Below are 25382 nucleotides of genomic sequence, written 5' to 3'. Positions count from 1 at the left end.
TGAAATATTAAAGATTGCAATGTCGAAATTGCATTTTAGCATAAAGTTTTTTCTGAAAAAGTTTTCTAGTCTGCGAAATATACTTAGATTTGCGAACAGAAAAAAGAGAAAATCACTATCAAAAACTTTAAATTTATATTATGGACAAAAAAAGAGTTTATACCTTTGGTAACGGCCAGGCAGAAGGAAAGGCCGATATGAGAAACCTTTTGGGTGGGAAAGGTGCCAACCTTGCAGAAATGAACCTTATAGGGGTTCCGGTTCCTCCGGGCTTTACAATAACGACAGAAGTTTGTACGGAATATTATGAAATGGGGCAGGATAAAGTCGTTGCTCTGTTGAAGAATGAAGTTGAACAAGCCATTGCCCATGTGGAAACACTGATGCGTTCCAAATTCGGTGATGTGGAGAATCCGTTGCTGGTTTCCGTACGTTCGGGTGCGCGCGCTTCCATGCCGGGCATGATGGACACTATCCTGAATCTTGGCTTGAATGACGAAGTGGTGGAAGGCCTGACGCGCAAGACGGGCAATGCACGCTTTGCATGGGACTCTTACCGTCGCTTCGTGCAGATGTATGGCGACGTGGTGCTGGGCATGAAACCGGTGAACAAGGAAGATGTAGACCCGTTCGAGGCTATTATAGAAGAGGTGAAACATGCTAAAGGCGTGAAGCTGGATAACGAGCTTGAGGTGGAAGACCTTAAGGAACTCGTGAAGAAGTTCAAGGCTGCGGTGAAAGAACAAACCGGAAAAGACTTCCCGACTTGTGCCTACGAGCAGTTGTGGGGTGCCGTTTGTGCCGTATTCAACTCCTGGATGAACGAACGCGCCATCTTGTATCGTAAGATGGAGGGAATTCCTGACGAATGGGGTACTGCCGTAAGCGTTCAGGCTATGGTATTCGGTAATATGGGCGAGAGCTCTGCTACGGGTGTTTGCTTCAGCCGCGATGCTGCTACCGGTGAAGACCTTTTCAATGGCGAGTATTTGATTAATGCACAAGGTGAAGACGTGGTTGCCGGTATCCGTACTCCGCAACAGATTACAAAAATCGGTTCTCAACGTTGGGCTGAATTGGCCGGTGTAAGCGAAGAAGAACGTGCCAGCAAGTATCCTTCCATGGAGGAGGCTATGCCGGAAATCTATAAAGAATTGGATGCTTTGCAGACGAAGCTCGAAAACCACTACCGTGATATGCAGGATATGGAGTTTACCGTACAAGAGGGTAAACTCTGGTTTCTCCAGACCCGTAATGGTAAGCGTACCGGTGCCGCTATGGTGAAGATTGCCGTAGATTTGCTGCATCAAGGTATGATTGACGAAAAAACCGCATTGATGCGTTGCGAGCCCAATAAGTTGGACGAATTGCTCCACCCGGTATTTGACAAGACAGCGCTGAAGCAAGCCAAGGTATTGACCCGTGGTCTTCCCGCTTCTCCGGGTGCCGCTACGGGACAAATCGTATTCTTTGCCGATGATGCTGCCGAATGGCATGCTGCCGGCAAGCGTGTGGTGATGGTACGTATCGAGACTTCTCCGGAAGATTTGGCAGGTATGGCAGTTGCCGAAGGTATCCTGACTGCCCGCGGTGGTATGACTTCGCATGCGGCAGTGGTTGCCCGTGGTATGGGTAAGTGCTGTGTGTCCGGTGCAGGTGCCTTGAACATCGACTACAAGGCGCGTACAGTGGAAGTGGATGGTGTACTGTTGAAAGAAGGTGACTATATCTCCTTGAACGGAAGCACCGGTGAAGTATATAAAGACAAGGTGGAGACAAAAGCGGCTGAGCTGTCCGGTGACTTTGCGGAACTGATGGATTTGGCAGACAAATATACGAAGCTGCAGGTTCGTACCAATGCGGATACTCCTCATGATGCCGCAGTAGCACGTAATTTTGGCGCTGTGGGTATCGGTCTTTGCCGTACGGAACACATGTTCTTTGAAGGCGAGAAGATTAAAGCCATGCGCGAGATGATTCTGGCAGAAAATGCAGAAGGGCGCCGCAAGGCTTTGGCTAAGATTCTTCCCTACCAGCAAGCTGACTTCAAGGGAATTTTCAAGGCAATGGAAGGCTGTCCGGTGACGGTGCGTCTGCTTGATCCTCCTTTGCATGAGTTTGTTCCCCATGACCTGAAGGGACAGCAGGAAATGGCAGATACGATGGGCGTGAGCCTCCAGTATATCCAGCAACGTGTTGAGGCACTTTGTGAGCATAATCCGATGTTGGGTCATCGTGGTTGCCGTTTGGGAAATACATATCCTGAAATTACACAGATGCAGACGCGTGCCATCCTGGGTGCTGCTTTGGAATTGAAGAAGGAAGGTGTTGAAACCCATCCTGAAATCATGGTGCCTCTGACCGGTATCTTGTATGAGTTCAAGCAGCAGGAAGAAGTGATTCGTGCTGAGGCTGCCCAGTTGTTTGAAGAAGTGGGTGACAGCATCGACTTCAAGGTAGGTACAATGATTGAGATTCCGCGTGCCGCCTTGACTGCCGACCGCATTGCTTCCTCTGCCGAGTTCTTCTCATTCGGTACGAACGACTTGACTCAGATGACATTTGGTTATTCACGCGACGATATCGCTTCCTTCCTCCCGATTTATCTGGAGAAGAAGATTCTGAAAGTAGACCCGTTCCAGGTACTCGACCAGAATGGTGTAGGACAGTTGGTGCGCATGGCTACTGAAAAGGGACGTGCTATCCGTCCGGATTTGAAGTGCGGTATCTGCGGCGAACATGGCGGTGAGCCTTCTTCTGTGAAGTTCTGCCACAAAGTTGGCTTGAATTATGTCAGCTGTTCTCCGTTCCGTGTGCCTATTGCACGTCTGGCTGCGGCGCAGGCTGCCATTGAAGGCTGATTTCAATAATACTGAATAATGACATTTATGGGCTGCATGCTTTACTTGGTAATGGCATGCGGCCTATTTTGTTGGAAAAAACTGTAGTTTCTATTAATTTATTTGTATTTTCTTTAGTATATTTGCTTCCCATAATTTTATAGTTTCCAATAAGCAAGCAAAAAACGATGATATTGACAATTACGGCAGCATACGATGTTTGGACGAATGACTTCTATCAGAATAATGAAGCATTGGTATATAGTTTTGGGATAATTGTCATTCTGCTTTTGGTCATCATGATAATCATTTCCATCAGCAAGAGCAAAAGGTTGAAGACGTTGCAGCGCATCAATGAGGTTGCCGAAGAATCCAACCAGCTGAAGAATGCTTTCATCGCTAATATGACTCACGAAATTCGTACTCCTTTGAATGCCATTGTAGGCTTTACAACTATGCTTGCCGAAATGGATAATTTGGACAGAGAAACCCGTATGGCTTTTCTGAAGGAGATTAATGATAACAAGGACTCGCTGCTGCAACTGGTCAATGACTTGCTGGACTATTCGAAGATTGAGGCAAATACTCTGGAATATAACGATGGAGAAGTGGATGTAAACGCGCTGATTGATGAAGTCTGTACGACGGAGAATATGCGCTCGCATCCCACGGGCATTCAGGTGGAGTTTGTAGAACGGCTGCCTCAATGCCGTTTGGTGGTAGACCGCGTGCGTTTTGCCCAAGTCATAGGTAACTTGGTGAGGAACGCCTTGAAGTTTACGGAGATGGGCAGTGTGAAAATCGGTTGCAGGAGATTGAGCAACCATAACTTCTATTTTTATGTGGCAGATACAGGCTGTGGTATCGATGAAGTGGGAAGACATGCCATCTTTGAACGGTTTGTGAAGATGAACTACAATATCAAAGGTACGGGGTTGGGGCTTTCCATCACCAAATCTATTGTGGAGCACTATGGGGGAGGTATCGGTGTGGAGTCTAAGAAAGGGGAAGGCTCCACCTTCTATTTCACGTTGCCTGCCGGTATTGAATACAAAGAGTACGGTAAATTTTGATTTGCCAGTCCAAGAAGGCTCAATCAGCCATTTTCTTCAACTTCTTGAAGTGGCGGATTACTTCCAGATAATCGCGGTCGGTGCAGGCATTGAATTTATTCCATAAGTCACCCATTACAACGGCACCACCGAATCCGTAATCCTTAATCTCCAGTATGTTGTCGGGAGTAATGCCTCCCAAAGCCATGACTCTACTGTCTATGACCTTACTTTTTCCTGCTTGCCGCAACTCTTCGGCTGTGAAGCCGGACGTGACTCCGGACTTTGTGATGCAATTATATATCGGGCTTAGGAACAGATAGTCATAGAAATGCTTCTTGTTCTGCACTTCGTCCAGTGAATGGCAGGTGCAACTGATGTGGCCCGAATAGTCGTGGGGCTCTTTGGGATTGCGGGTGTTTAGATGAATCCCCATCAGGCTGAACTCTTCCTGCAGGTAGAAGTGCTCATGGGTAATGATGCGCTTATGGTATTTTTCGGGTATCAGCGTTAAAAGCCGTTCTGAATACATGGCGGGAGTTTCCGGCTTCCTCAGATGTAGAATATCCAGCCCCTCTTCGAATAGTGCCGTGATAATCTTGTCTTCTTCCACAAAAAATGTGGGTGCTGTTACTACGATGAGTTTCATTTCTTTTGTTTAACTTTTAAGTTTAGCAAAGTTAATGAATACTTATGGTAGAAGCCAAAGAATTTCTTTAAAATATGTTAGATGGCTATTTTAAACAAGAAAACGCATTCTTGAACCTTAGTTGCTCAAGAATGCGTCATTAACATGTTTAGTGGGACCTTGTTACTTATTTCAGTCTTTTACCTACTACATCCCAGTCGATGATGCTCCACAGTTCGTTCACATGGTCGGCACGGCGGTTCTGGTAATCAAGATAGTAGGCATGTTCCCACACGTCGAATCCGAGTAGCGGAACAAGACCGGCGCGTACCGGATTGCTACCGTTGGCTTCTTTGGTGATGTGGAGTTTGCCGTTCTTGTCGGCAGACAACCAAGCCCATCCGGAGCCGAACAAGCCGACAGCTGCCGCGTTGAATTCCTTCTTGAAATTCTCAAAGCTGCCGAAGTCGCGTTTGATGGCTTCTGCCAGCTTGCCGGTAGGCTCGCTGTGGGCAGGCTTCGGAGCAAACTGTAAGAAGTATAATGTGTGGTTCAACACTTGTCCTGCATTGTTGAAGATGGCACCGTCCGGTGCTGTGGCAACAATGGTTACCAGGTCTTTGCCTTCAAATTCCGTTCCCGGAACGAGGTTGTTGAGGTTGTTCACATAGGTTTGCAGATGTTTACCGTAGTGGTAATCTATGGTTTGCTGACTGATTACAGGTTCCAGTGCATTGTTGGTGTAGGGAAGTTTTGGCATTTCGTAAGTCATAACTGTTATCATTAAAATCGTTAATATTGTATTCATAAGTTTCAATTATTTAATTTTGGAACTTTACTATATAAACACTATAACCTATAGAAATGTTCGTACGTCTCCGAAGCTTTTTTTATCTTTGCCTCCGTAAAAACAAAGGAAGAAAAAATATCATCATTTTAAGATTATACGGATATGCCCGATTATATAGAGGAACTGAACGAAGGACAACGGAACGCGGTGTTATACAATGACGGTCCGTCACTGGTGATAGCCGGTGCCGGTTCGGGAAAGACGCGCGTGCTGACCTACAAGATTGCTTATCTGCTGGAGAATGGCTACCAGCCTTGGAACATTCTGGCATTGACCTTTACCAACAAGGCGGCGCGCGAAATGAAGGAGCGTATAGCCCGTCAGGTGGGGCCGGAGAGGGCGCGCCATCTGTGGATGGGAACCTTTCACTCCATGTTCCTGCGCATTCTGCATGTCGAGGCCGGGTATATCGGCTTCACTTCGCAGTTTACCATTTACGATACGGCAGACAGTAAAAGCTTGATACGTTCCATTATCAAGGAAATGGGGCTGGATGAGAAAGTGTACAAGCCGGGGATGGTGCAGGCGCGTATCTCGAATGCCAAGAATCATCTGGTTTCTCCGGCAGGCTATGCCAACAACAAGGAGGCTTACGAAGGAGACCGTGCAGCCAAGGTTCCGGCGCTTCGCGACATCTACCAGAGATATTGGGAGCGTTGCCGGCAGGCAGATGCGATGGACTTCGACGATTTGCTGTTCTACACATTCCTGCTGTTCCGGGACCACCCCGAGGTGTTGGCGCGTTATCAGGACCAGTTCCGTTACATTCTGGTGGATGAGTATCAGGATACCAATTTTGCACAGCACAGCATCGTGCTGCAACTTGCCAAGAACCATCAGCATGTCTGTGTGGTGGGGGATGATGCACAGAGTATCTACTCCTTCCGTGGTGCCGATATTGACAATATTCTCTATTTTACGAAAGTATATCCCGATACGAAGGTCTTCAAGCTGGAGCAGAATTACCGTTCCACCCAGACCATTGTCCGCGCGGCCAACAGCCTGATAGAAAAGAACCAGTGGCAGATACGCAAGGAAGTGTTCTCGGAAAAGGAGAAGGGAGAGGCCATTGGTGTGTACCAGGCATACAGTGATGTGGAAGAAGGGGATATTGTGGTGAATAAGATAGCTGAACTGCGGCGTGAAAAGCGCTATGCCTACTCTGATTTTGCGATACTCTACCGTACCAATGCGCAGAGCCGTATCTTTGAGGAAGCCATGCGCAAACGCAGTATGCCTTACCGTATTTACGGAGGCTTGTCGTTCTATCAACGCAAGGAAATCAAAGATGTTATTGCTTACTTCCGTCTGATAGTGAATCCCAATGATGAAGAGGCTTTCAAACGTATTATCAATTATCCTGCACGGGGTATCGGAGATACGACAGTGGGAAAAATCATTGCTGCCGCCACCGGGCACAATGTAAGTTTGTGGACCGTGCTTTGTGAGCCGTTGGCGTATGGCTTGAACTTCAATAAAGGTACGGTGGGAAAGTTGCAGGCATTCCGCGAACTTATATCTGCCTTTATCACAGATGCTGCGGAGAAGAATGCCTACGAGATTGGTGCCGACATTATTCGCCAATCGGGCATCATCAATGATGTGTGTCAAGACAGCTCTCCCGAGAATCTGAGCCGTAAGGAGAATATAGAGGAGCTGGTGAACGGTATGAGTGATTTTTGCGCCCAACGGCAGGAGGAAGGAAACCCTAACGTGTTGTTGGGTGACTTCCTTTCGGAAGTTTCCCTTCTTACCGACCAGGATTCGGATAAGGATGGGGACGATGAGAAGATAACCCTGATGACTGTACATTCGGCCAAGGGATTGGAGTTCAAGAATGTGTTTGTAGTGGGGATGGAGGAGAATCTTTTTCCCAGCAGCATGGTGGGTGACTCTCCCCGGGCATTGGAGGAAGAACGGCGGCTGTTCTATGTAGCCATCACACGTGCCGAAGAACACTGTTTCCTATCGTATGCAAAGACGCGTTTCCGGTACGGCAAGATGGAGTTTGGCAGTCCCAGCCGTTTTCTGAAGGATATAGACGTACGGTTCCTGCGCCTGCCTCAGGATGCGGGAATGTTCCGCAGGGTAGAGGAGGAAGCTACCGTTTTCCGCAGGGAGAACGCCAGAGGCTTTGCGCCTGATAAGGAAGATGCTCCGTATGGAGGAAAAGAGCGTGTGTCTGTACGACCGAAGCAGCAGATTATTGCGCCGACCGTTCCACGTAACCTGAAACGGGTGGCGCCTTCTGCAAATACGGCAAGTACATCGCCTTCTGCCGGCGCGTCTGCCAACCGTGTACAGCAGGGACAACTGATAGAGCACGAACGTTTCGGCCTGGGTGAAGTTTTGAAAGTGGAGGGCGAAGGAGACAATGCGAAAGCCACCATCCGCTTCAAGAATGCGGGAGACAAACAACTTTTGCTGCGCTTCGCGCGTTTCAAAGTTATAGGGTGATGAATATTGTTTACAAAAGAATGACTTTGCAGAAGGGCGGCATCTGTTTTACTAAATATTCCCCGGAGAATTACTAAAATGAGGAGGACGATTTAGTAAATCTTCTCCGAAGTTTTACTAAATCGTTGGAGAGGGCTTGTCAACCCCTTGTGGCGTGTTTATTAGGATGGAATCATAAATGGTAAAAAAAATATATATAAAATGACAAATAAAGACTTTTCCCTTTTCCCTTCTCCCTGCTATATTATGGAAGAAGGATTGCTGAGAAAGAACCTCGTACTGATAAAAAGTGTGGCCGACCGCGCAGGTGTGGAGATAATCCTCGCTTTCAAATCATTTGCCATGTGGCGTTCCTTTCCCATTTTCAGGGAGTATATAGACCACTCTACGGCAAGTTCTGTCTACGAAGCCCGTCTGGCATTGGAGGAGTTCGGAAGTAAGGCACATACGTACTCGCCTGCCTATACCGAGGCCGATTTTCCGGAGATAATGCGGTGCAGCAGCCATATTACTTTCAATTCGCTTTCGCAGTTCCACCGCTTTTATCCGGTAGTGGTGGCGGAGGGAAGCGGCATTTCCTGCGGTATCCGTATCAATCCTGAATACTCTGAGGTGGAAACGGAGCTTTATAATCCCTGCGCACCCGGTACCCGCTTCGGTGTAATGGCCGACCAGCTTCCCGAAGAACTTCCGGCGGGTATTGAAGGTTTTCACTGTCATTGTCACTGCGAGTCTTCTTCCTACGAGCTGGAACACACATTGGAGCACTTGGAAGGAAAATTCTCCCGCTGGTTCTCACAGATTAAGTGGTTGAATTTAGGAGGCGGGCATCTGATGACGCGTAAGGATTATGATGTAGAGCATCTTGTCCGTCTGTTGCAGGGCTTGAAGGGGCGCTATCCACATCTTCAAATCATTCTTGAGCCCGGTTCCGCTTTTACTTGGCAGACCGGTGTGCTGAGCTCGGAGATAGTGGACATCGTGGAAAACCGCGGCATTCGTACCGCCATTCTCAACGTTAGCTTTACGTGCCACATGCCGGATTGCCTGGAGATGCCCTATCAGCCTGCAGTGCGTGGAGCGGAGATGGGCGATGCGGGCCCTTACGTCTATCGCCTTGGAGGAAACTCCTGCTTGAGCGGCGACTATATGGGACTGTGGAGTTTCGACCATGAGCTGCAGATAGGGGAGAGAATCGTCTTTGAGGACATGATACATTACACCACTGTAAAGACGAATATGTTCAATGGAATTCACCATCCGGCCATTGCAATGTGGACAAAAGAAGGAAAAGCTGAAGTTTTCAAGCAATTTTCTTATGAAGATTATCGTGGGCGAATGAGTTGATAATCAAAAGTCTGCTTGTATGCCTGGCGAAAATGTACACTTTTCTGTGTGAAAAAAGTCTGCGGAATGTTTGCAGGTTTAAGGAAAATATCTACCTTTGCATCCGCAATCGCGGAAATAGCTCAGTTGGTAGAGCATAACCTTGCCAAGGTTAGGGTCGCGAGTTCGAGTCTCGTTTTCCGCTCAACGCAGTTTAGATTGCAATTACCTATGCCCAGGTGGCGGAATTGGTAGACGCGCACGTTTCAGGTGCGTGTGTCGAGAGGCATGCAGGTTCGAGTCCTGTTCTGGGCACCAAGGTAAAGCAGTCGGTTCTTTGAATTGTTGAAAGTAAGTTGGAGAGGTGGCGGAATTGGTAGACGCGCTACTTTGAGGGGGTAGTGACAATTATGTCGTGGGAGTTCGAGTCTCCTTCTCTTCACGCTTTTATACATTGCGGAAATAGCTCAGTTGGTAGAGCATAACCTTGCCAAGGTTAGGGTCGCGAGTTCGAGTCTCGTTTTCCGCTCTTTCAGATGTATTGAAGATGACTTATGCCCAGGTGGCGGAATTGGTAGACGCGCACGTTTCAGGTGCGTGTGTCGAGAGGCATGCAGGTTCGAGTCCTGTTCTGGGCACTTTACTCCTCAAAAAAGGAGAGTCATCCAATGCGGAAATAGCTCAGTTGGTAGAGCATAACCTTGCCAAGGTTAGGGTCGCGAGTTCGAGTCTCGTTTTCCGCTCTTTTCAGATAAAAAAATCCCGCAAGCATTGTTCGGTGCTTGCGGGATTTTTTTGTTGTATGGAAGTTGTTGTTACAGTTTCTGTAATGAGAATCCGAGCATCATTCCGTCGTAGCTGTTGGCCAGCGAGCCGATACTCTTCAGAGTGGAGTTGCTGCTTTTGCTGGAGAGGAAGGTTATCAGTTTCAGTAGCTTGTCCGATTCGAACAGCAGGTCCATAGTTGTGGAGGTAGCGTTGACCTTGGCATTCATACCTATCAGCTTGGCGAATTTCAAGTTGACCTTTTGGGTGGATGCATCGTAGGAGTAGCTTCCCTTCATGCTCTTTTGCCCTACTTTGGCGCTGAATGTGCTGTCGGCGTTGAATGTGAATGACATTTGCCCGGCTTTGATGCCTACTTTGGCAAGCTGTTCGTCCAGTTTCTTTTCTGCGGCTGTGGCGGCAACGGCACCGCCGGCTTTCTGCAGCAGGTTGTCCGATTCGAATTCAATGGCGGAGCCGGTATACGACCAAGTGCCGGTCATATCCGCTGTTGACTTGCCGGTCACGGCATTTACCGCCTTCTCTATATTTTCTTTGTTGAACAAATCCTTGATGGATTGTGCATGACTATTGCCGGTCAGCAGTAGTGCGGCAACAAACAGTTGCCAAAAAACTAATCTTTTCATTTTACTTATGTCTATTGTTTGCTATTCAGGCTTTTGTTGATACTTTCGATATAGTCCAGCAGCTCTTTCCGTCCCATGCGGTTTTCAGAAGAGGTGATGAAGTAGGGAGGCAGCTCTTCCCACTGTTCCTTCAACTGTTCCAGGTATTCGTTGATGTGGGTGTTCAGTCTGCCGCCTTTCAGTTTGTCGGCCTTTGTGAAGACGATGGCAAAGGGTACGCCGTTCTCGCCCAGCCATTCCGTAAACTCGAGGTCGATGGCTTGGGGAGCCAGCCGGCTATCTATAAGAACAAACAAACAAGTCATCTGTTCGCGTTGCAGTATATAACTTTCTATAATACGTTTGATTTGTTCCTGCCCTTTCTGTCCCCGTTTGGCATAGCCGTATCCCGGAAGGTCTACAATGTACCAGCTCTTGTTGATGAGGAAATGGTTGATGAGCATGGTCTTTCCCGGTGTGGCAGAGGTCATGGCAAGCCCTTTTCTCCCGGTCAGCATATTGATGAGACTGGATTTTCCTACGTTGGAGCGTCCGATGAAAGCATATTCGGGAAATGTGCCTGCGGGGCATTTCCGCACGTCTGTGTTACTGATGACGAATTCAGCGTTTGTAATATCCATTTTGTTGCCTTTTTGGGGTTTTACGTGTGGCAAAGGTAGCACTAATTTCATAAGTTTGCACTATCTTTGCCCAGAAAGCGAAGATAGGCTGCACCTCAGCATAAAAAATGAACGAGTTCATTTTATTCTGCATTCGGTTTGCACTATCTTTGTGGCCAATAGGAGAATTTTAAGTATGAATGGACAGTTTCCCTCTACATTATTGGAGAAGGCGGTAAATGAGTTTGCCAAGTTGCCCGGAGTGGGACGCAAGACGGCTATGAGGCTGGTTCTTCACCTGCTCCGCCAGGATACGGCAGTGGTGGAAGCGTTCGGCAATGCCATCGTGACGCTGAAGCATGAAGTGAAATATTGCAAGGTATGCCATAATATATCAGATACGGAGACGTGCCGCATCTGTTCCAGTCCGCAACGGGACGCTTCTGTGGTTTGTGTGGTAGAGAACATCCGCGATGTGATGGCTGTGGAAGCCACACAACAGTTCCGTGGTTTGTATCACGTGCTGGGAGGTGTCATCTCGCCGATGGATGGCATTGGCCCCGGAGACTTGCAGATAGAAAGCCTTGTGCAGCGGGTAGCCGCCGGCGGCATCAATGAAGTGATTCTTGCGCTGAGCACGACGATGGAGGGAGATACCACCAACTTTTATATCTACCGCAAGCTGGAAAAACTGGGCGTGAAGCTCTCTGTCATAGCCCGTGGCATTTCCATCGGCGACGAATTGGAGTATACGGATGAAGTGACTCTGGGACGCAGTATTGTGAACCGCACTCCATTTTCCGGAACTGCCTGATTGTTTGGGCCATTATCAATTATTCATTATCCACTATCAATTTACTAAATGGAAGAACAAATAAAGAAGACCGCAGCGCGTGTCCGAACAACTTTTGCCTATTTCTGGATGCTTCCCATCCTGCTCGTTCTACTTGGAGAAACCGGAGGCGGATGGGTAGGTATGTATGCCGGAGATGTACGTGTCACCTATATGGCTGAGACGGTAACCATTCTGCTGGCTGCCTCTTGCGTACCCATAGCCTTGAAACTCTTTTCATGGGTATTAATCCGGAAAATAGATGTAGTGACGCTTCCCGAAGCCCTCCGCCTCTATGCGCTGTGGAGTGGCGTGCGGCTGGCATTGCTTGCCATACCGGTGCTTGCAGGCTTTTTCACCTATTATATCATGTTGAGCAGTACGGGTGCACTGTGTGCACTGATAGGACTGACGGCTTCTCTGTTCTGCCTACCGGGTGAGGGACGCCTGCGTAAAGAACTGCATATCAATAAAGAAGAAGAAATGTAACCGACTGGAAGATATGAATAAATCTTATTTCTGCAGTGAAAGGGTGCGTCTCCGTGCTATGGAGCCGGAAGATCTGGAAGTGATGTATGCTATGGAGAATGATTCCCAGACTTGGGATGTGACGAACTTCACCGTGCCCTATTCCAGATTTGTCTTGAAACAATATATTGAGAATTCCGAGTGCGATATGTTTGCCGACCGCCAGCTGCGTATGATGATTGTACGTGCAGAGGATGATGTGGTGATAGGTACCATCGATATTACAGAGTTTTCTCCCATGCATGCCCGGGGAGAGGTGGGTATTGCCATACGGAAGGAGTATCAGGGCAATGGTTATGCCAAGGAAGCGCTGCGTTTGCTGTGCGACTATGTTTTCAGTTTCCTATATCTGAAACAGTTGATAGTCCATATCTCGGTGGATAATGAGGCAAGTATCTGCCTTTTTGAATCCTGCGGTTTTGTGCGTTGTGGGCTTTTGAGGGAGTGGTGGCGCGTAGGAGGGTGCTATAAGGATGTTGTACTGTTGCAACTTCTCCGCAGCACTAATTGAATGTTGGAATCTGGGGGAAGCGCGACCATATTTCATATTTTGCTCCCAGCTTGCACAATGCCTTCTTCCAGAGTGTGCCGCTGGCCGCCTCGTCCATTAGCGAACTGATGTTTTCTTTGCCTACCAGCCAGGTGTTTTCTTCAATTTCCCGGCCCAGCTGTTCGTACTCCCAGCCGGAGTATCCCAAAAAAAATCTGATTCTGCCTTTAACGGGATTTCCCTGCATGATGTAGTTTTTAATGGCTTCAAAGTCACCGTTCAGGTAGAAGCCTTTGCCGATGGACAGCGCTCCGGTAATACCCTCGAGCGTGTGCAGATAGAACAATGTATCTGTGCTGAGTGGTCCTCCTTTATAGATAGGTATACTTTCCGGGCAGTCGAAGTCTTTCAGCACATCATTCAAGAATAGGGGGAGCGGTTTGTTCAGAACCAGTCCCATTGTGCCGTCATGTGTATGGTCCACCAGTAGAATGACGGATCGTCCAAACATATGGTCACACAAAAAGGGTTCGGAAATCAAGACCTTTCCCCGGGCAGGAACCACATGGTTTGTTTCTATCTTGAATAGATTTATATTGCTATACATGCCCCTAATATACATAATATTCCACAATAAACCAAAGTTCTTCGCTGTTTTTCATTTTAAAAGTTTCTTTTCTCAGATTTTATGGCTTTTTTTATTCGGAGAAAATACTTAAGTTTGCAAGTAATTGGCAATTTAATGCAATGAAATATACTACATTATATACGTTAATTTTAGGGCTGTTTTCTATAGGATGGACGGATTGCCCGGAGGATTTTATGGAGCGTATGCAGCGTCCGGGACATTCTGAAATACAGCTTTCTAAAGTGACGATAAGTGGCCGTGTGCTGGATGAAAGCGGGTTTCCGTTGGCCGGTGCCACTATTCAAGAGAAAGAAACTGCCAATGGTGCGATAGCGGATTCGGAAGGAAAATTCACTCTGGTGGTTGCCGATAATGCAGTGCTTCGTGTTTCGTTTATCGGCTACATGTCCCAGGATATTGAGGTGGAAGGACATTCGACCTTTCATATCACACTAAGAGAAGATATGATAGAGCTGGATAACGTTATTGTTACCGCTTTGGGTATCGAAAAGAAAGAAAATTCTCTTTCTTACGCCACAGATTTAATAAAAAACGAGGAGTTGACGCGAGTAAAAATGCCCAACTTAATTACTTCGTTGACCGGTAAGTCGGCAGGTGTGCGTGTCAATCAGGTTTCTTCCGGTCTGGGAGCCTCAGCCAAAGTCAGTATCCGTGGAATCCGTTCGGTGGCGAGTGACAACCAACCGCTGTATGTGATAGACGGTGTTCCCATTCTGAACTCCACTTCCGAGCAAGCATACTCTGCCATAGGCGGAACGGCCAATGCCGGCAACCGTGACGGAGGAGACGGCATTTCCAATCTGAATCCTGAAGATATAGAGAGTATCAGTATCCTGAAAGGAGCTCCCGCGGCAGCTTTGTATGGTAGCCAGGCTGCCAATGGGGTGATACTGATTACTACAAAGAAGGGGCAGTCGCACGGGCAGCGCAGTGTTTCTTTCTCGACGAGCCTAATGTTCGACAATGCTTTTGCGCTACCCAAGATGCAGAACCGCTATGGAGTAAGTGACGGTGTGGACAGTTGGGGAGAACGGGCAAACCTTCCCGAATACGATAATCTGAGAGACTTCTTCTCTACTGGTGTCACCTCCATAACTTCCATCTCCTTGAGTCACGGCAATGAGAAGTTGCAGAACTATTTCTCCTATGCTAATACTACGGGGCATGGCATCATTGGGAAACATAACCTTTCGAAGCACAACCTCACTTTCAGAGAGACTTCCGTTCTATTGAATTCCCGTCTGAAGTTAGATGGCAGTATGAACCTGATGCGCCAGGTGGTGAAGAACAAGCCTACCGTGGGTGGTTTCTACATGAATCCTTTGGTGGGGCTCTACCGTTTTCCACGGGGTGAGGATATTGCTTATTATAAGGAGAACTTCGAGGTTTATGATGAGGGTAGAAACTTGAACATACAGAATTGGCATACCTCCTACGAGGATTTTGAGCAGAATCCCTACTGGATTACCAATCGCATATTGAGCAAGGAGAACCGCATGCATGTCATAGTCTCCTTATCCGCCAATCTGAAGATAAACGATTGGTTAAGCCTGCAGGCCCGTGGCAATGTAGACTATATTAACGACAAGGTGCGCCAGCAGTTCTATGCCTCTACCGCTCCGGCGTTGGCGGGAGCCAATGGGCGTTATATCGAGATGGACTATCAGGAAACCCAATATTACGGAGACGCCATACTGATGATGAAAAAGCAGTGGGATGCATTCTCTCTCAACGCGGCGCTCGGTGTCAGTATCAATGACAAGACTGTGAACTCCACCCGCTATGACTCTAAAACAGCTTCGCTGAAATATGCCAATGTGTTCAATCTGGCCAATATCATCATGAATGGTTCTGCCGGGCTGGACCAGAAGATTGATGCGCGGCGCCAATTGCAGTCCTTGTTTGCGACGGCACAACTGGGCTACAACGAGTTTGTCTATCTTGATTTGTCGGCCCGTAATGACTGGTCTTCCACGCTGGCTTATACATCTCATGAGAAAAGCGGGTTCTTCTATCCCTCCGTGGGATTTTCGCTGATATTCAATAAGCTGATGACTTTACCCCAATGGGTGTCACTGGCAAAGATAAGGGGGGCATACAGCATGGTGGGCAATGATATTCCCATGTTCATCACAAATCCTTCCTCGCATATCACGGCGGGCGGAGAGTTCCTGGCAAGTGATGCCGCGCCGTTCAAGGATATGGAACCGGAGATGACGCACTCCTTTGAGGTGGGTATAGAAGCGCGTTTTTTAAAGAACCGCATTGGTTTGAATGCCACTTTCTATAAGACGAATACCCGGAACCAGTTCTTCAAGCTTCCTACTCTGTCGGGCGATAAATATGCCTACCGTTATGTCAATGCGGGTGATATACAGAATGTGGGGTGGGAGATTTCATTGGATGCCGTTCCTTTGCTGACAAACCATTTCAAGTGGAAAACAGAGGTGAACTTCTCCACCAACCGCAACAAGATAATTTCACTGCACGAAGCGCTGAAGGAGTTTCTTTACGGTCCTACCAGCTTCTCGTCCAGTTATGCCATGAAATTGGTGAAAGGGGGCTCTATCGGTGACATCTACGGAAAAGCTTTTGTACGTGACGATGCGGGCAATATCGTTTACGGCACGGAAGGAGACAATACCGGCATGCCTTTGGTGGAAGGTGATGGCAATACGGTGAAAGTGGGCAATGCCAATCCAAAACTGATGCTGGGCTGGAATCATATGCTGTCTTACAAGAATTTTTCTTTCTATTTTCTGGTGGATTGTCGCTTTGGAGGCGATATTTTGTCCCAGACGCAGGCGGATATGGATATGTATGGCGTTTCTGAAGTCACGGCCCGGGCCAGGGACAAAGGTTATGTAATGCTTGAAGGTAACCGGATAGATAATGTGAAAGGATTTTATAAGAATGTTGTAGGCGGACGGGCCGGGGTGACGGAATATTATATGTATGATGCCACGAACATCAGGCTGCGTGAGCTGTCCGTGGGCTACCAACTGCCTGCTGCCTGGATGGAAAAGACCAAAGTCCTCAAGCGGGCACAACTGTCCTTTTCGGGACGCAACTTGTTCTTCTTCTACAAAAAGGCGCCTTTCGACCCTGACCTGGTACTCTCTACGGGCAACGATAACCAGGGAATTGAAGTCTACGGTATGCCTACCACGCGTAGTTGGGGATTTTCTTTGAAGTGTGAATTTTAAGAGGGGGAGGGAGACTTGATATGAAGAGGATTATAGTACTGATTGGCATGGTTTTCGTGTTTCTGGCTTGTACGGGAGACTTTAAGGAAATCAATACGGACAAGTCCGGCGTGACGGACGAGGACTTGCAGGCCGACTATAACGAACATGGCATCCGTCTTGGAATCATCCAGCAAGGCATCTATTTCAATTACGACTACGGAAAGGGGAAGAACTGGCCTTTTCAATTGACCCAGAATTTGAATGCCGACATGTTCAGCGGTTACATGCACGATGCCAAGCCTCTGAATGGAGGTTCGCACAATTCGGACTACAACTTGCAGGATGGATGGAACAGCGCCATGTGGGGACATACCTATGAGTATGTTTTCCCGCAGATATATCAGTCGGAGAATGCCACACGTGATCGCATGCCTGCCTTTTTCGGCATTACCAAGATACTGAAGGTGGAAGTGATGCACCGTGTCACGGACTATTACGGCCCTATTGTGTATAGTCATTTTGCCGATCTCGAAGCCCGTTATATGCCCGACACGCAGAAAGAGGTCTATAATGCATTTTTCTGTGAACTTGATACGGCTGTAGCTGTACTTTCCGATTATATTGTCGAGCATCCGGGAGCTTCGGAGTTTGCGCGTTTCGATATGTTGTTGGACGGTGATTATGACTCTTGGATAAAGTTTGCCAACTCGTTGAGGATGCGGCTTGCCATGCGCATTGCGGTAGCCAGTCCGGAGAAGGCAAAAACGGAATTCCGTAAAGCGATGGATAATGAATACGGAGTCATTCGGGAGGCGGACGAGTCGGTGGCGGTTTCCACGGCGAGTGGATATACCAATCCGTTGGGCGAGATAAACCTTGTTTGGAATGAAGCTTATATGGGAGCGCCGATGGAGTCCATACTGAACGGATATGAAGATCCCCGTCGTGAAATCTATTTTGCCACTTGCCAGAATGAACAGTTTGCAGGCGAGTATCGCGGCATTCGTCAGGGTACATGCTTTGCACATAACTATTATAATACACTCTCAAAATTGAAAGTCACCCAGCAGACTGATGCAGTGTTGATGCCGGCAGCAGAAGTCTGGTTCCTGCGTGCCGAGGCTGCCCTACGGGGATGGACCGATGAGTCGGCGAAAACCTGCTATGAAGAAGGGGTAATGGCTTCTTTCCGTCAGTATGGCATCTTGCAGTCCGACGCTTATCTGGAGAGCGACTTGTTGCCTGCCGATTTTGTGGATACCTACGATATGGAGAATGATATTACTGCCCGTTGCCAAGTTTCGCCACGCTGGCTGGAGTCAGCGGATAGGGATACGAAACTGGAGAAGATTATTACCCAAAAATGGATTGCCATGTTTCCCGAAGGGTGTGAGGCTTGGGCTGAACAGCGCCGGACGGGGTATCCCCGGCTATTCCCCGTACGCTTTAATCACAGTAAAGACGGGTGCATAGATACTGAGACAATGATTCGCCGTCTGAACTTTCCCGGCGGACTGAAGACGGAGAATGCCGAGCAGTATGCCGCTTTGGTAGAGGCACTGGGTGGGGATGACAATGCCGGTACCCGATTGTGGTGGGATACCGGCATCAACTGGTAGAGATACCTTATTTATATAGGGATATTTTTTATTGGATGGGGTGATTCTCGGCAAAAATTGCCATACGTTCGTCCAACTGGTCGTACTGATGGTCTTGGATAAAGGAAGTGCAGGCACGCAATCCTTCTTGATGGCTTCCGGTGGTCACCAGCGAAATGGCGCTTACACCGTAGTACATTAGTTCCCGCGCAAGTTCTCCGCTACTCATGCCCGGATAACCGATGGTGAAATAGAAACCGTCGGCAACGGGATCACCCAAATCATTGTCGTATACCAAGTGGAAACCGTGGCGCAAGAAGATTTCTTTCAGGCGGCGGGCACGCTCACCGTATACTTTCACTTCATCAAGGAAGTTGTATTGACCTTCATTGGCTGCTTTAAGCATGGCGGCAAGAGCATACTGCGCAGAGTGGCTGGTGCCGGAGGAGAGCGCATAGAGTACGCGGTGGATGAATACTGTGCCGAAGGTGCCGCCGCCGTAGCGTTGTGTCAGCCCGGGATAGGCCCGGTGATACAGTTTGTCCGAAATGCAGCTGACACCGATACGTTGACCGGCATAGCTGAAAGCTTTGGAACCGGAAATGAGCAGCACGTAATAGTCCGTATAGTGTGCCACAGAAGGTTGGTAAGGCGCTTGGAACGGTTTGCTCAAGTCTTGGCGGAAGTCCATGGCAAAGTAGGCGAGGTCTTCCAACACAATGACGTCATATTGGGTTGCCAGTTCGCCGATGATGCGCAACTCTTCTTCTTTCAGGCAAATCCAGCTGGGGTTGTTGGGATTGGAATAGACGATGGCAGAGATATTGCCTTTGCTGAGGTAACTTTCCAGCTTCGCTTTCAACTTGTCGCCACGGTAGTCATATACGTCAAAGGTTTCATATTTCTGTCCCATCACGACCAGCTGCTGCTTCTGTACCGGGAAACCGGGATCGATGAAGAGAATGGTATCCTTTTTCTCATCGCACTGGCTACATGTGAGGAATGAAGCGAAAGTTCCTTGCATGGAGCCGGTAACTGGTACACAACCTTCGGGGGCTACATCTACATTGATAAAGGCTTTGATAAAACGTGCTGCTTCCTCTTTCAAGGCGGGAAGTCCGTTAATGTCCGGGTAGAGGCTGGCAATACCATTCTGCAATGCCTCCACCTCGGCCTTTACGCCGACGGCTGAGGGGGGGAGTCCGGGTACACCCATTTCCATTTTTATGAATTCCACACCCGATGCCGCTTCGGCATTGGCTGCAATGGCTTTTACTTCACGGATGGTTGCTTTGGCAAAGTCTGTGATATGAAAATCTGCGATAGTTTCATCTATCAACTTACGTTCAATAGGAGTATTTCTCATGATTTCAATATTAATTTAGTTTTGCAAAGGTAACATAAATCTCTTATAATCAAGCTATGTTAAAAAAAAGATGATTTTTTTTCTTTCAAGCTATTGCAGATATAAGAATTTTGTCTACCTTTGCAACCGCAATCGAGAGAGATAGCAACGAAAGAATGAAATAATGGTGCGTTAGTTCAGTTGGTTAGAATACATGCCTGTCACGCATGGGGTCACGGGTTCGAGTCCCGTACGCACCGCGAAAGTAAATAATAAATTAAAGCAAAGCTCTGAAATTCAAGGATTTCAGAGCTTTTTTTGTTTTCTATATCGGCAGAGAATAACGATTAAAAACAAATCATGCGTGGGATTATTCGTGGGATTTCTGCCAGTCTTACTATACTCATCTGATGAACTTGAACTTTCTTGCGGTATAATCGGGAATTCGGGTACAAATATCCGTAAATCATATACACCTTCGCTTGTGCTATCGCGGTACCTTTGTCATCAGAAGTTTAGCAAGAAAAATAGAGTAATATAACGTATGACAAAAACAATTTTAGGAGTTCTGTCACTGCTTGTCATAATGTCGTGCAGTATTCCCGTAAAGGAGAACACCGTTCAACCCAATATAATGGAAACGAACAAGAAAAATCTCGGAAATCTGTTGGCGCTCTATCCCAAGCCGATGACGGTTGTTGGGGCGGAGGTTGAAGGGAAAGTAAACTGGCTAGTGGTAGGGCATACGGGTGTTATTGGACATGACCGGATACTCATCAGCATGAGTAAAAGCCATTACACTAATCAAGGGATAAAGGACTCAAAACGACTTTCCGTCAATCTAGTGAGTCGTGAAATATTGCCGAAAGCTGACTATGTGGGAAGTGTAAGCGGTGCGACGGTCGATAAGTCGGAGGTGTTTGCCTACCATATTGGCGAAAACAGTACCCCCGTTATAGACGCATCACCCCTCACCATGGAGTGTGAGGTGGTAGACATCTATGAAACTGAAGGTTTCGACAATTTCATTTGTGCGATAGTCAATACATACGCTGCTCCTGAAGTGCTTGATAATAACGGGAAACTTGACTATACGAAGCTGAAACCCGTATTGTTTGAATTTCCGACCTATTCCTACCTTGCCACGGGAGAGATTATCGGCAAATGCCTGAATCTGGATAAGCAGCCGGGTATGTGCGCCAAAGAGCCGATGAGTGCTGACGGTATCGTGCGGTTGTCGAAAATCGAGGTTTATCCGCAGTATCTCGACGAGTATATGAAATACGCAACCGAAGTAGGCGAAATCTCTCTGCGTACCGAATCGGGCGTACTGACTATGTATGCGGTCGGCGAGAAGGAGAATCCCTGTAAGGTGACTATTCTCGAAACCTATGCGAGCCATGCGGCTTATGAAAAACATATTGCATCAGAACACTTTCAGAAATACAAGCAAGGAACGTTGCACATGGTCAAATCATTGGTCTTGTCTGACCAGACGCCACTTAATCCGGCTAACAAGCTCAATAACTTCATGCAATAAATAGAACGACTATGAACAAGATTTTTTTAATTTCAGTATTCAGCATTTTAACACTCAATGTTATGGCACAAGAAAAGATAGTACAGACAGCAGGACGCACCCAGTTGGGTGAGTTTGCTCCTAAATTTGCGGAACTAAACGACAATGTCCTCTTTGGCGAGGTCTGGAGCCGCACCGACAAACTCGGTCTGCGTGACCGTAGTTTGGTAACTATAACTTCTCTTATCAGTCAAGGAATCACGGATAATTCGCTCGTGTTCCACCTTCAGTCGGCAAAAAAGAACGGCATCACCCGTACGGAGATTGCTGAAATCATCACCCATATCGGATTCTATGCCGGTTGGCCCAAAGCGTGGGCAGCGTTTAATCTGGCCAAAGGCGTATGGGCAGAGGACACCGCCGGTGAAGATACCAAAGCCGCGTTCCAGCGTGAAATGATTTTCCCCATTGGAGAACCGAACACAGCATACGCACAGTACTTCATAGGTAACAGCTATCTTGCTCCCGTTTCACGTGAGCAGGTTTCCGTCTCTAACGTCACTTTCGAGCCTCGTTGCCGCAATAACTGGCACATACACCGTGCTACTAAAGGCGGTGGACAGATGCTTATCGGTGTTGCCGGTCGTGGGTGGTATCAAGAAGAAGGCAAGCCGGCAGTAGAGATTCTACCCGGTACGGTTATCCATATCCCTGCAAATGTGAAGCATTGGCACGGTGCTGCTTCTGATGGTTGGTTTGCCCATCTTGCTTTCGAAGTTCCCGGTGAGGATACTTCTAATGAATGGCTAGAGCCGGTGACGGATGAAGAATACGATAAACTTAAATAACACCACCCACACTCCCGTAATTCAAGCGATTACGGGAGTTTTTGTTTTATGGAGCTATGATTTAGTAGCTGGAGGGGACAGCATAATCCGTAATTTGGGTATAGATACCGGGGATTTATCTACACGGCATATGACGGATACCGCCTATTTTTGCATTATCATTAATTTGGTAATAAAAATTAAATAGGAGAAACTATGACTACGAACGAATTCAAAGAATATGTAAAGACGCGTCAAGCGCTTAATACGGAGGAGATACACCGTTTTATGGACGAAATGAGCAGTGAAGCCAGGCGTATCACTTTCCGGCTGAACACCGCATACTATACGCCGGACGAAGTACGTGAGTTGCTATCCGAATTGTTCGGTTATCAAGTTCCGTCATCGTTCCGAGTATTTCCGCCGTTTTATGCCGATTTCGGGAAGAATATAACAGTGGGCGAAGGCGTATTTATTAATGCCTGCTGTCATTTTCAAGACCATGGTGGTGTGATAATCGGCGACGGATGCCAAATTGGGCATAATGTAGTCTTTGCAACGCTCAATCATGGTTTGCCTCCGGCTGAACGCCAAACTACCTATCCGGCACCAATTGTACTAGGCAAGAATGTCTGGGTAGGTTCTAATTCAACGATTCTTCAAGGAGTGACAATTGGTGACAATGCTGTGGTGGGAGCTGGAGCGGTCGTGACGAAAGATGTGGAAGCAAATACAATAGTAGGTGGTGTCCCCGCAAAATTGATAAAGAGAATAGAATAATAAAATTGAAAACAAGATGAAAATAATATCAAATACAGCATTTGGCGGAGAAAGACCTTTGTTCGAATCGCATGACTTACGTATGGAGAATGTAGTTATCCGTGCTGGAGAATCAGCCATCAAGGAATGCAGCAACATCGAAGCTGTTGATTGTCGGTTCGAAGGAAATTATCCCTTCTGGCATGTTCACGGATTTGTTATCGACCGTTGTTTTTTCGATGTCGGCGGGCGTTCGGCACTGTGGTATTCCGACCATCTGAAAATGACTGATACGCGTATCGATGCACCCAAAATGTTTCGCGAGATGCACGACATCGAAATAGAGAATGTAGAGATAAACGATGCCGATGAGGTGTTCTGGCGTTGTAAAAAACTGAATATCAAAAATCTGAAACTGCATGGAGGAACTTATCCGTTCATGTTCAGCAGCGACATCCGCATAGACGGATTGGAAAGCGACAGCAAGTACGTTTTCCAGTATGTGAAGAATGTGGAGTTGCGCAATGCCAAAATCACTACGAAGGATGCCTTCTGGGAGGTGGAGAATGTGACAATCTACGATTCTGAACTCAGCGGCGAATATCTCGGCTGGCATTCGCACAATCTCCGGTTGGTGAATTGCCATATAACCGGTGAGCAACCGCTCTGCTATGCCCACGACCTCGTACTGGAGAATTGCACCTTTGGTCCCGACTGCGACCGGGCTTTTGAATATAGTTCGGTGCAGGCAACCATCAAAGGAACAATAGGCGGGGTGAAGAATCCACGGACAGGCTGTATCACTGCCGAAAGCTATGGGGAAATCATTCTCGACGAAAATATAAAGGCGCCTGCCGATTGTGAGTTGAGGCTTTGGGATGGTAACTGGATTTATAAATTATGAAATACGATTTCGATACAATCATCTCGCGTCGCGGGACGAATTCTTATAAATGGGATATTCCCGAAGAGGAGAATGTACTGCCCATGTGGGTGGCGGATATGGATTTTCGTACAGCACCCGCTATTATCGATGCCTTACAAAAGCGGGTGGCGCACGGTATTTTCGGTTATACAAAAGTACCCGAAGCCTATTATGATGCGGTTGTCCGGTGGTTCGATGACCGGCATCGCTGGCAGGTTGATTCCCGGTGGATTATCTATACGAGTGGTGTCGTGCCGGCTCTGTCAGCCATTATCAAAGCCTTGGCCATGCCGGGTGATAAAGTCATCGTTCAGACTCCTGCCTATAATTGTTTCTATTCATCTATCCGTAATGACGGATGCGAGTTGTTTGCCAATAATCTCATTTATCAGGATGGCCGCTACGTAATCGACTTTGCCGATCTTGAAAGGAAAGCTTCCGATCCGAAAGCAAAAATCCTGCTGCTGTGCAATCCTCACAATCCGGTCGGACGGGTCTGGACTCCGGAAGAACTGCAGCATATAGGTGATATTTGTTTACGGAATGAGGTGTTTGTCGTGGCGGATGAGATTCATTGTGAACTGACTTACGAAGGATATGACTACACACCCTTTGCCTCCTTGTCTGAACGCTTTTTGCAAAATTCCGTTACTTGCGTTTCGCCGAGCAAGGCGTTCAACCTTGCCGGGTTGCAAATCGCCAATATCATCGCAGCCGATGAAGAGGTGCGCCGCCGTATTGACAGAGCCATCAATATCAACGAGGTATGCGACGTCAATCCGTTCGGCGTAATCGCCACAATGGCAGCTTATAACGAAGGTGGGGAATGGCTCGATGCCTTGCGGAAATATCTGCGGGGGAATTACGAATACCTCTGCCGCTTTTTCAAGGAACGGTTACCACAATATCCCGTGCTGCCACTCGAAGGAACTTATTTGGTTTGGATAGACTGCAGTGCCTCTGGTATCAACTCAGATGCTGTCGCCTTGCGTTTGCAAGAACAACAGCACTTGATGGTCAATTCCGGTACGATGTACGGTCCCGGTGGAGAGGGCTTTATCCGGCTGAATATCGCTTGCCCCCGGGCTCTGCTTGCTGATGGACTGGAACGGATGGCCCGTTTATTCTATCGTGAAGTCTTCTGATTTAAATCCGCTGTAATACCTACCGGCGAAGGCGGTGAACTTCAGGACACAATAATCGGGATCAGTCACTCCTTCGGGGTAGTACATAGTGTCGCCTTCCTGCCATATCATTTCCTTACTGGTGCTGTCCGTCAGTATCTCCATCGTGCCGCGCAGCATTACGCCCTTGAAGAAGCGTGTGTTGCAGACGTAAAGGCATGCCCGGTTATTTTTGAGAAATTGCGAAACGCGCATCGACGAGGTGTTCGTTGATAGGTAAATGTGTTTGATCCCTTCCCTTTTGCGGGTTTGCAACATGGCCTTGATGTTGGGAAAGCCTTCGGCATCCATCGAACCGACAAAGATGTTTTTTTCCTTGTCAATCATGTTTCCTACTGTTTTTTCTGCATTTCTCATTGTTTGTTTTTTTATGG

21 protein-coding genes and 7 tRNA genes are annotated in these 25382 nt (G+C 47.6%); 21 read left to right on the top strand and 7 right to left on the bottom strand.

Annotated elements, in window-relative coordinates; all coding sequences use genetic code 11:
* Positions 1-140: 140 nt before the first annotated feature.
* Positions 141-2861, top strand: coding sequence for a pyruvate, phosphate dikinase (gene ppdK, locus DW947_RS01500; RefSeq protein WP_117963688.1), 2721 nt, complete (start codon positions 141-143; stop codon positions 2859-2861).
* A gap of 167 nt (positions 2862-3028) precedes the next feature.
* Positions 3029-3913: a sensor histidine kinase gene (locus DW947_RS01495; RefSeq protein WP_005828359.1), complete on the top strand. Its 885-nt coding sequence runs from the start codon at positions 3029-3031 to the stop codon at positions 3911-3913.
* Positions 3914-3932: 19 nt separating this feature from the next.
* Here DW947_RS01495 and DW947_RS01490 read toward each other — a convergent pair whose 3' ends face one another.
* Both DW947_RS01490 and DW947_RS01485 read right to left on the bottom strand, forming a co-directional pair.
* On the bottom strand, positions 3933-4541 hold the full coding sequence (locus tag DW947_RS01490) for a thiamine phosphate synthase (protein ID WP_005836515.1): 609 nt from the start codon (positions 4539-4541) through the stop codon (positions 3933-3935).
* 166 nt (positions 4542-4707) lie between these two features.
* On the bottom strand, positions 4708-5328 hold the full coding sequence (locus DW947_RS01485; protein ID WP_005828364.1) for a superoxide dismutase: 621 nt from the start codon (positions 5326-5328) through the stop codon (positions 4708-4710).
* Between the two features lie 144 nt (positions 5329-5472).
* On the opposite strand from DW947_RS01485, the gene DW947_RS01480 reads away from it, so the two are divergent.
* From DW947_RS01480 to DW947_RS01440, 8 genes are all read left to right on the top strand, one after another.
* Entirely contained in the window at positions 5473-7827 is a 2355-nt protein-coding gene (locus DW947_RS01480; RefSeq protein WP_057256011.1) for an ATP-dependent helicase, read from the top strand.
* A gap of 201 nt (positions 7828-8028) precedes the next feature.
* On the top strand, positions 8029-9174 hold the full coding sequence (nspC, locus tag DW947_RS01475) for a carboxynorspermidine decarboxylase (RefSeq protein WP_016272665.1): 1146 nt from the start codon (positions 8029-8031) through the stop codon (positions 9172-9174).
* A 111-nt stretch (positions 9175-9285) separates the two neighbouring features.
* A tRNA-Gly gene (locus DW947_RS01465) sits at positions 9286-9358 on the top strand.
* 28 nt (positions 9359-9386) lie between these two features.
* Positions 9387-9471: transfer RNA gene (locus DW947_RS01460), tRNA-Leu, on the top strand.
* 40 nt (positions 9472-9511) lie between these two features.
* A tRNA-Leu gene (locus DW947_RS01455) sits at positions 9512-9595 on the top strand.
* Positions 9596-9609: 14 nt separating this feature from the next.
* Positions 9610-9682, top strand: a tRNA-Gly gene (locus DW947_RS01450).
* A 27-nt stretch (positions 9683-9709) separates the two neighbouring features.
* A tRNA-Leu gene (locus tag DW947_RS01445) sits at positions 9710-9791 on the top strand.
* A gap of 32 nt (positions 9792-9823) precedes the next feature.
* A tRNA-Gly gene (locus tag DW947_RS01440) sits at positions 9824-9896 on the top strand.
* A gap of 72 nt (positions 9897-9968) precedes the next feature.
* Here DW947_RS01440 and DW947_RS01435 read toward each other — a convergent pair.
* Positions 9969-10565: a DUF4923 family protein gene (locus tag DW947_RS01435; protein WP_087332535.1), complete on the bottom strand. Its 597-nt coding sequence runs from the start codon at positions 10563-10565 to the stop codon at positions 9969-9971.
* Between the two features lie 11 nt (positions 10566-10576).
* A complete protein-coding gene (gene yihA / locus DW947_RS01430; protein ID WP_009036961.1) occupies positions 10577-11185 on the bottom strand; it encodes a ribosome biogenesis GTP-binding protein YihA/YsxC in 609 nt (202 codons plus the stop codon).
* A gap of 175 nt (positions 11186-11360) precedes the next feature.
* Between yihA and recR the strand changes: the two genes are divergently transcribed.
* From recR to DW947_RS01415, 3 genes are read left to right on the top strand one after another with little or no spacing between them, the layout of a single operon-like run.
* Complete coding sequence (gene recR, locus DW947_RS01425; RefSeq protein ID WP_035448317.1) at positions 11361-11978, top strand: recombination mediator RecR; 618 nt, start codon at positions 11361-11363, stop codon at positions 11976-11978.
* Between the two features lie 48 nt (positions 11979-12026).
* Positions 12027-12485: a hypothetical protein gene (locus DW947_RS01420; RefSeq protein WP_016272662.1), complete on the top strand. Its 459-nt coding sequence runs from the start codon at positions 12027-12029 to the stop codon at positions 12483-12485.
* 13 nt (positions 12486-12498) lie between these two features.
* Positions 12499-13035 (top strand): GNAT family N-acetyltransferase, encoded by a 537-nt coding sequence (locus DW947_RS01415; protein ID WP_117963687.1) that lies wholly within the window; start codon positions 12499-12501, stop codon positions 13033-13035.
* On the opposite strand, the gene DW947_RS01410 is transcribed toward DW947_RS01415, so the two are convergent.
* Positions 13028-13636 (bottom strand): YqgE/AlgH family protein, encoded by a 609-nt coding sequence (locus tag DW947_RS01410; RefSeq protein WP_080707056.1) that lies wholly within the window; start codon positions 13634-13636, stop codon positions 13028-13030. The two genes, DW947_RS01415 and DW947_RS01410, sit on opposite strands and share 8 nt — an antisense overlap.
* Before the next feature lie 125 nt (positions 13637-13761).
* Between DW947_RS01410 and DW947_RS01405 the strand changes: the two genes are divergently transcribed.
* Together DW947_RS01405 and DW947_RS01400 are read left to right on the top strand one after the other, a co-directional pair.
* Positions 13762-16869, top strand: coding sequence for a SusC/RagA family TonB-linked outer membrane protein (locus DW947_RS01405; protein WP_057256003.1), 3108 nt, complete (start codon positions 13762-13764; stop codon positions 16867-16869).
* A 20-nt stretch (positions 16870-16889) separates the two neighbouring features.
* A complete protein-coding gene (locus tag DW947_RS01400) occupies positions 16890-18470 on the top strand; it encodes a SusD/RagB family nutrient-binding outer membrane lipoprotein (protein ID WP_057256001.1) in 1581 nt (526 codons plus the stop codon).
* 28 nt (positions 18471-18498) lie between these two features.
* Here DW947_RS01400 and DW947_RS01395 read toward each other — a convergent pair whose 3' ends face one another.
* Positions 18499-19815 carry an aminotransferase class I/II-fold pyridoxal phosphate-dependent enzyme gene (locus DW947_RS01395; RefSeq protein WP_057255999.1) on the bottom strand — a complete coding sequence of 439 codons (1317 nt, stop codon included), beginning with the start codon at positions 19813-19815 and terminating at the stop codon, positions 18499-18501.
* Positions 19816-19980: 165 nt separating this feature from the next.
* On the opposite strand from DW947_RS01395, the gene DW947_RS01390 reads away from it, so the two are divergent.
* From DW947_RS01390 to DW947_RS01365, 6 genes are all read left to right on the top strand, one after another.
* Positions 19981-20054, top strand: a tRNA-Asp gene (locus DW947_RS01390).
* 284 nt (positions 20055-20338) lie between these two features.
* Positions 20339-21334 (top strand): flavin reductase, encoded by a 996-nt coding sequence (locus DW947_RS01385; RefSeq protein WP_057255998.1) that lies wholly within the window; start codon positions 20339-20341, stop codon positions 21332-21334.
* A gap of 11 nt (positions 21335-21345) precedes the next feature.
* Entirely contained in the window at positions 21346-22161 is an 816-nt protein-coding gene (locus DW947_RS01380) for a carboxymuconolactone decarboxylase family protein (protein WP_005836544.1), read from the top strand.
* Between the two features lie 195 nt (positions 22162-22356).
* Positions 22357-22920 (top strand): sugar O-acetyltransferase, encoded by a 564-nt coding sequence (locus DW947_RS01375; RefSeq protein WP_009038624.1) that lies wholly within the window; start codon positions 22357-22359, stop codon positions 22918-22920.
* 16 nt (positions 22921-22936) lie between these two features.
* Entirely contained in the window at positions 22937-23803 is an 867-nt protein-coding gene (locus DW947_RS01370) for a DUF3737 family protein (RefSeq protein WP_117958655.1), read from the top strand.
* Positions 23800-24969: a MalY/PatB family protein gene (locus DW947_RS01365; protein WP_117962370.1), complete on the top strand. Its 1170-nt coding sequence runs from the start codon at positions 23800-23802 to the stop codon at positions 24967-24969. The genes DW947_RS01370 and DW947_RS01365 overlap by 4 nt, the downstream gene beginning before the upstream one ends.
* On the opposite strand, the gene DW947_RS01360 is transcribed toward DW947_RS01365, so the two are convergent.
* Positions 24946-25365, bottom strand: a complete 420-nt coding sequence (locus tag DW947_RS01360) for a pyridoxamine 5'-phosphate oxidase family protein (protein ID WP_117878183.1) — start codon at positions 25363-25365, stop codon at positions 24946-24948. The two genes, DW947_RS01365 and DW947_RS01360, sit on opposite strands and share 24 nt — an antisense overlap.
* Positions 25366-25382 lie beyond the last annotated feature (17 nt).

This window comes from Bacteroides sp. AM44-19 (genome assembly GCF_003603395.1).
GTDB lineage: Bacteria > Bacteroidota > Bacteroidia > Bacteroidales > Bacteroidaceae > Bacteroides > Bacteroides uniformis.
The sequence above is the reverse complement of the archived record's forward strand: the minus strand, read 5'-3'. Positions and strand labels throughout refer to the sequence as shown.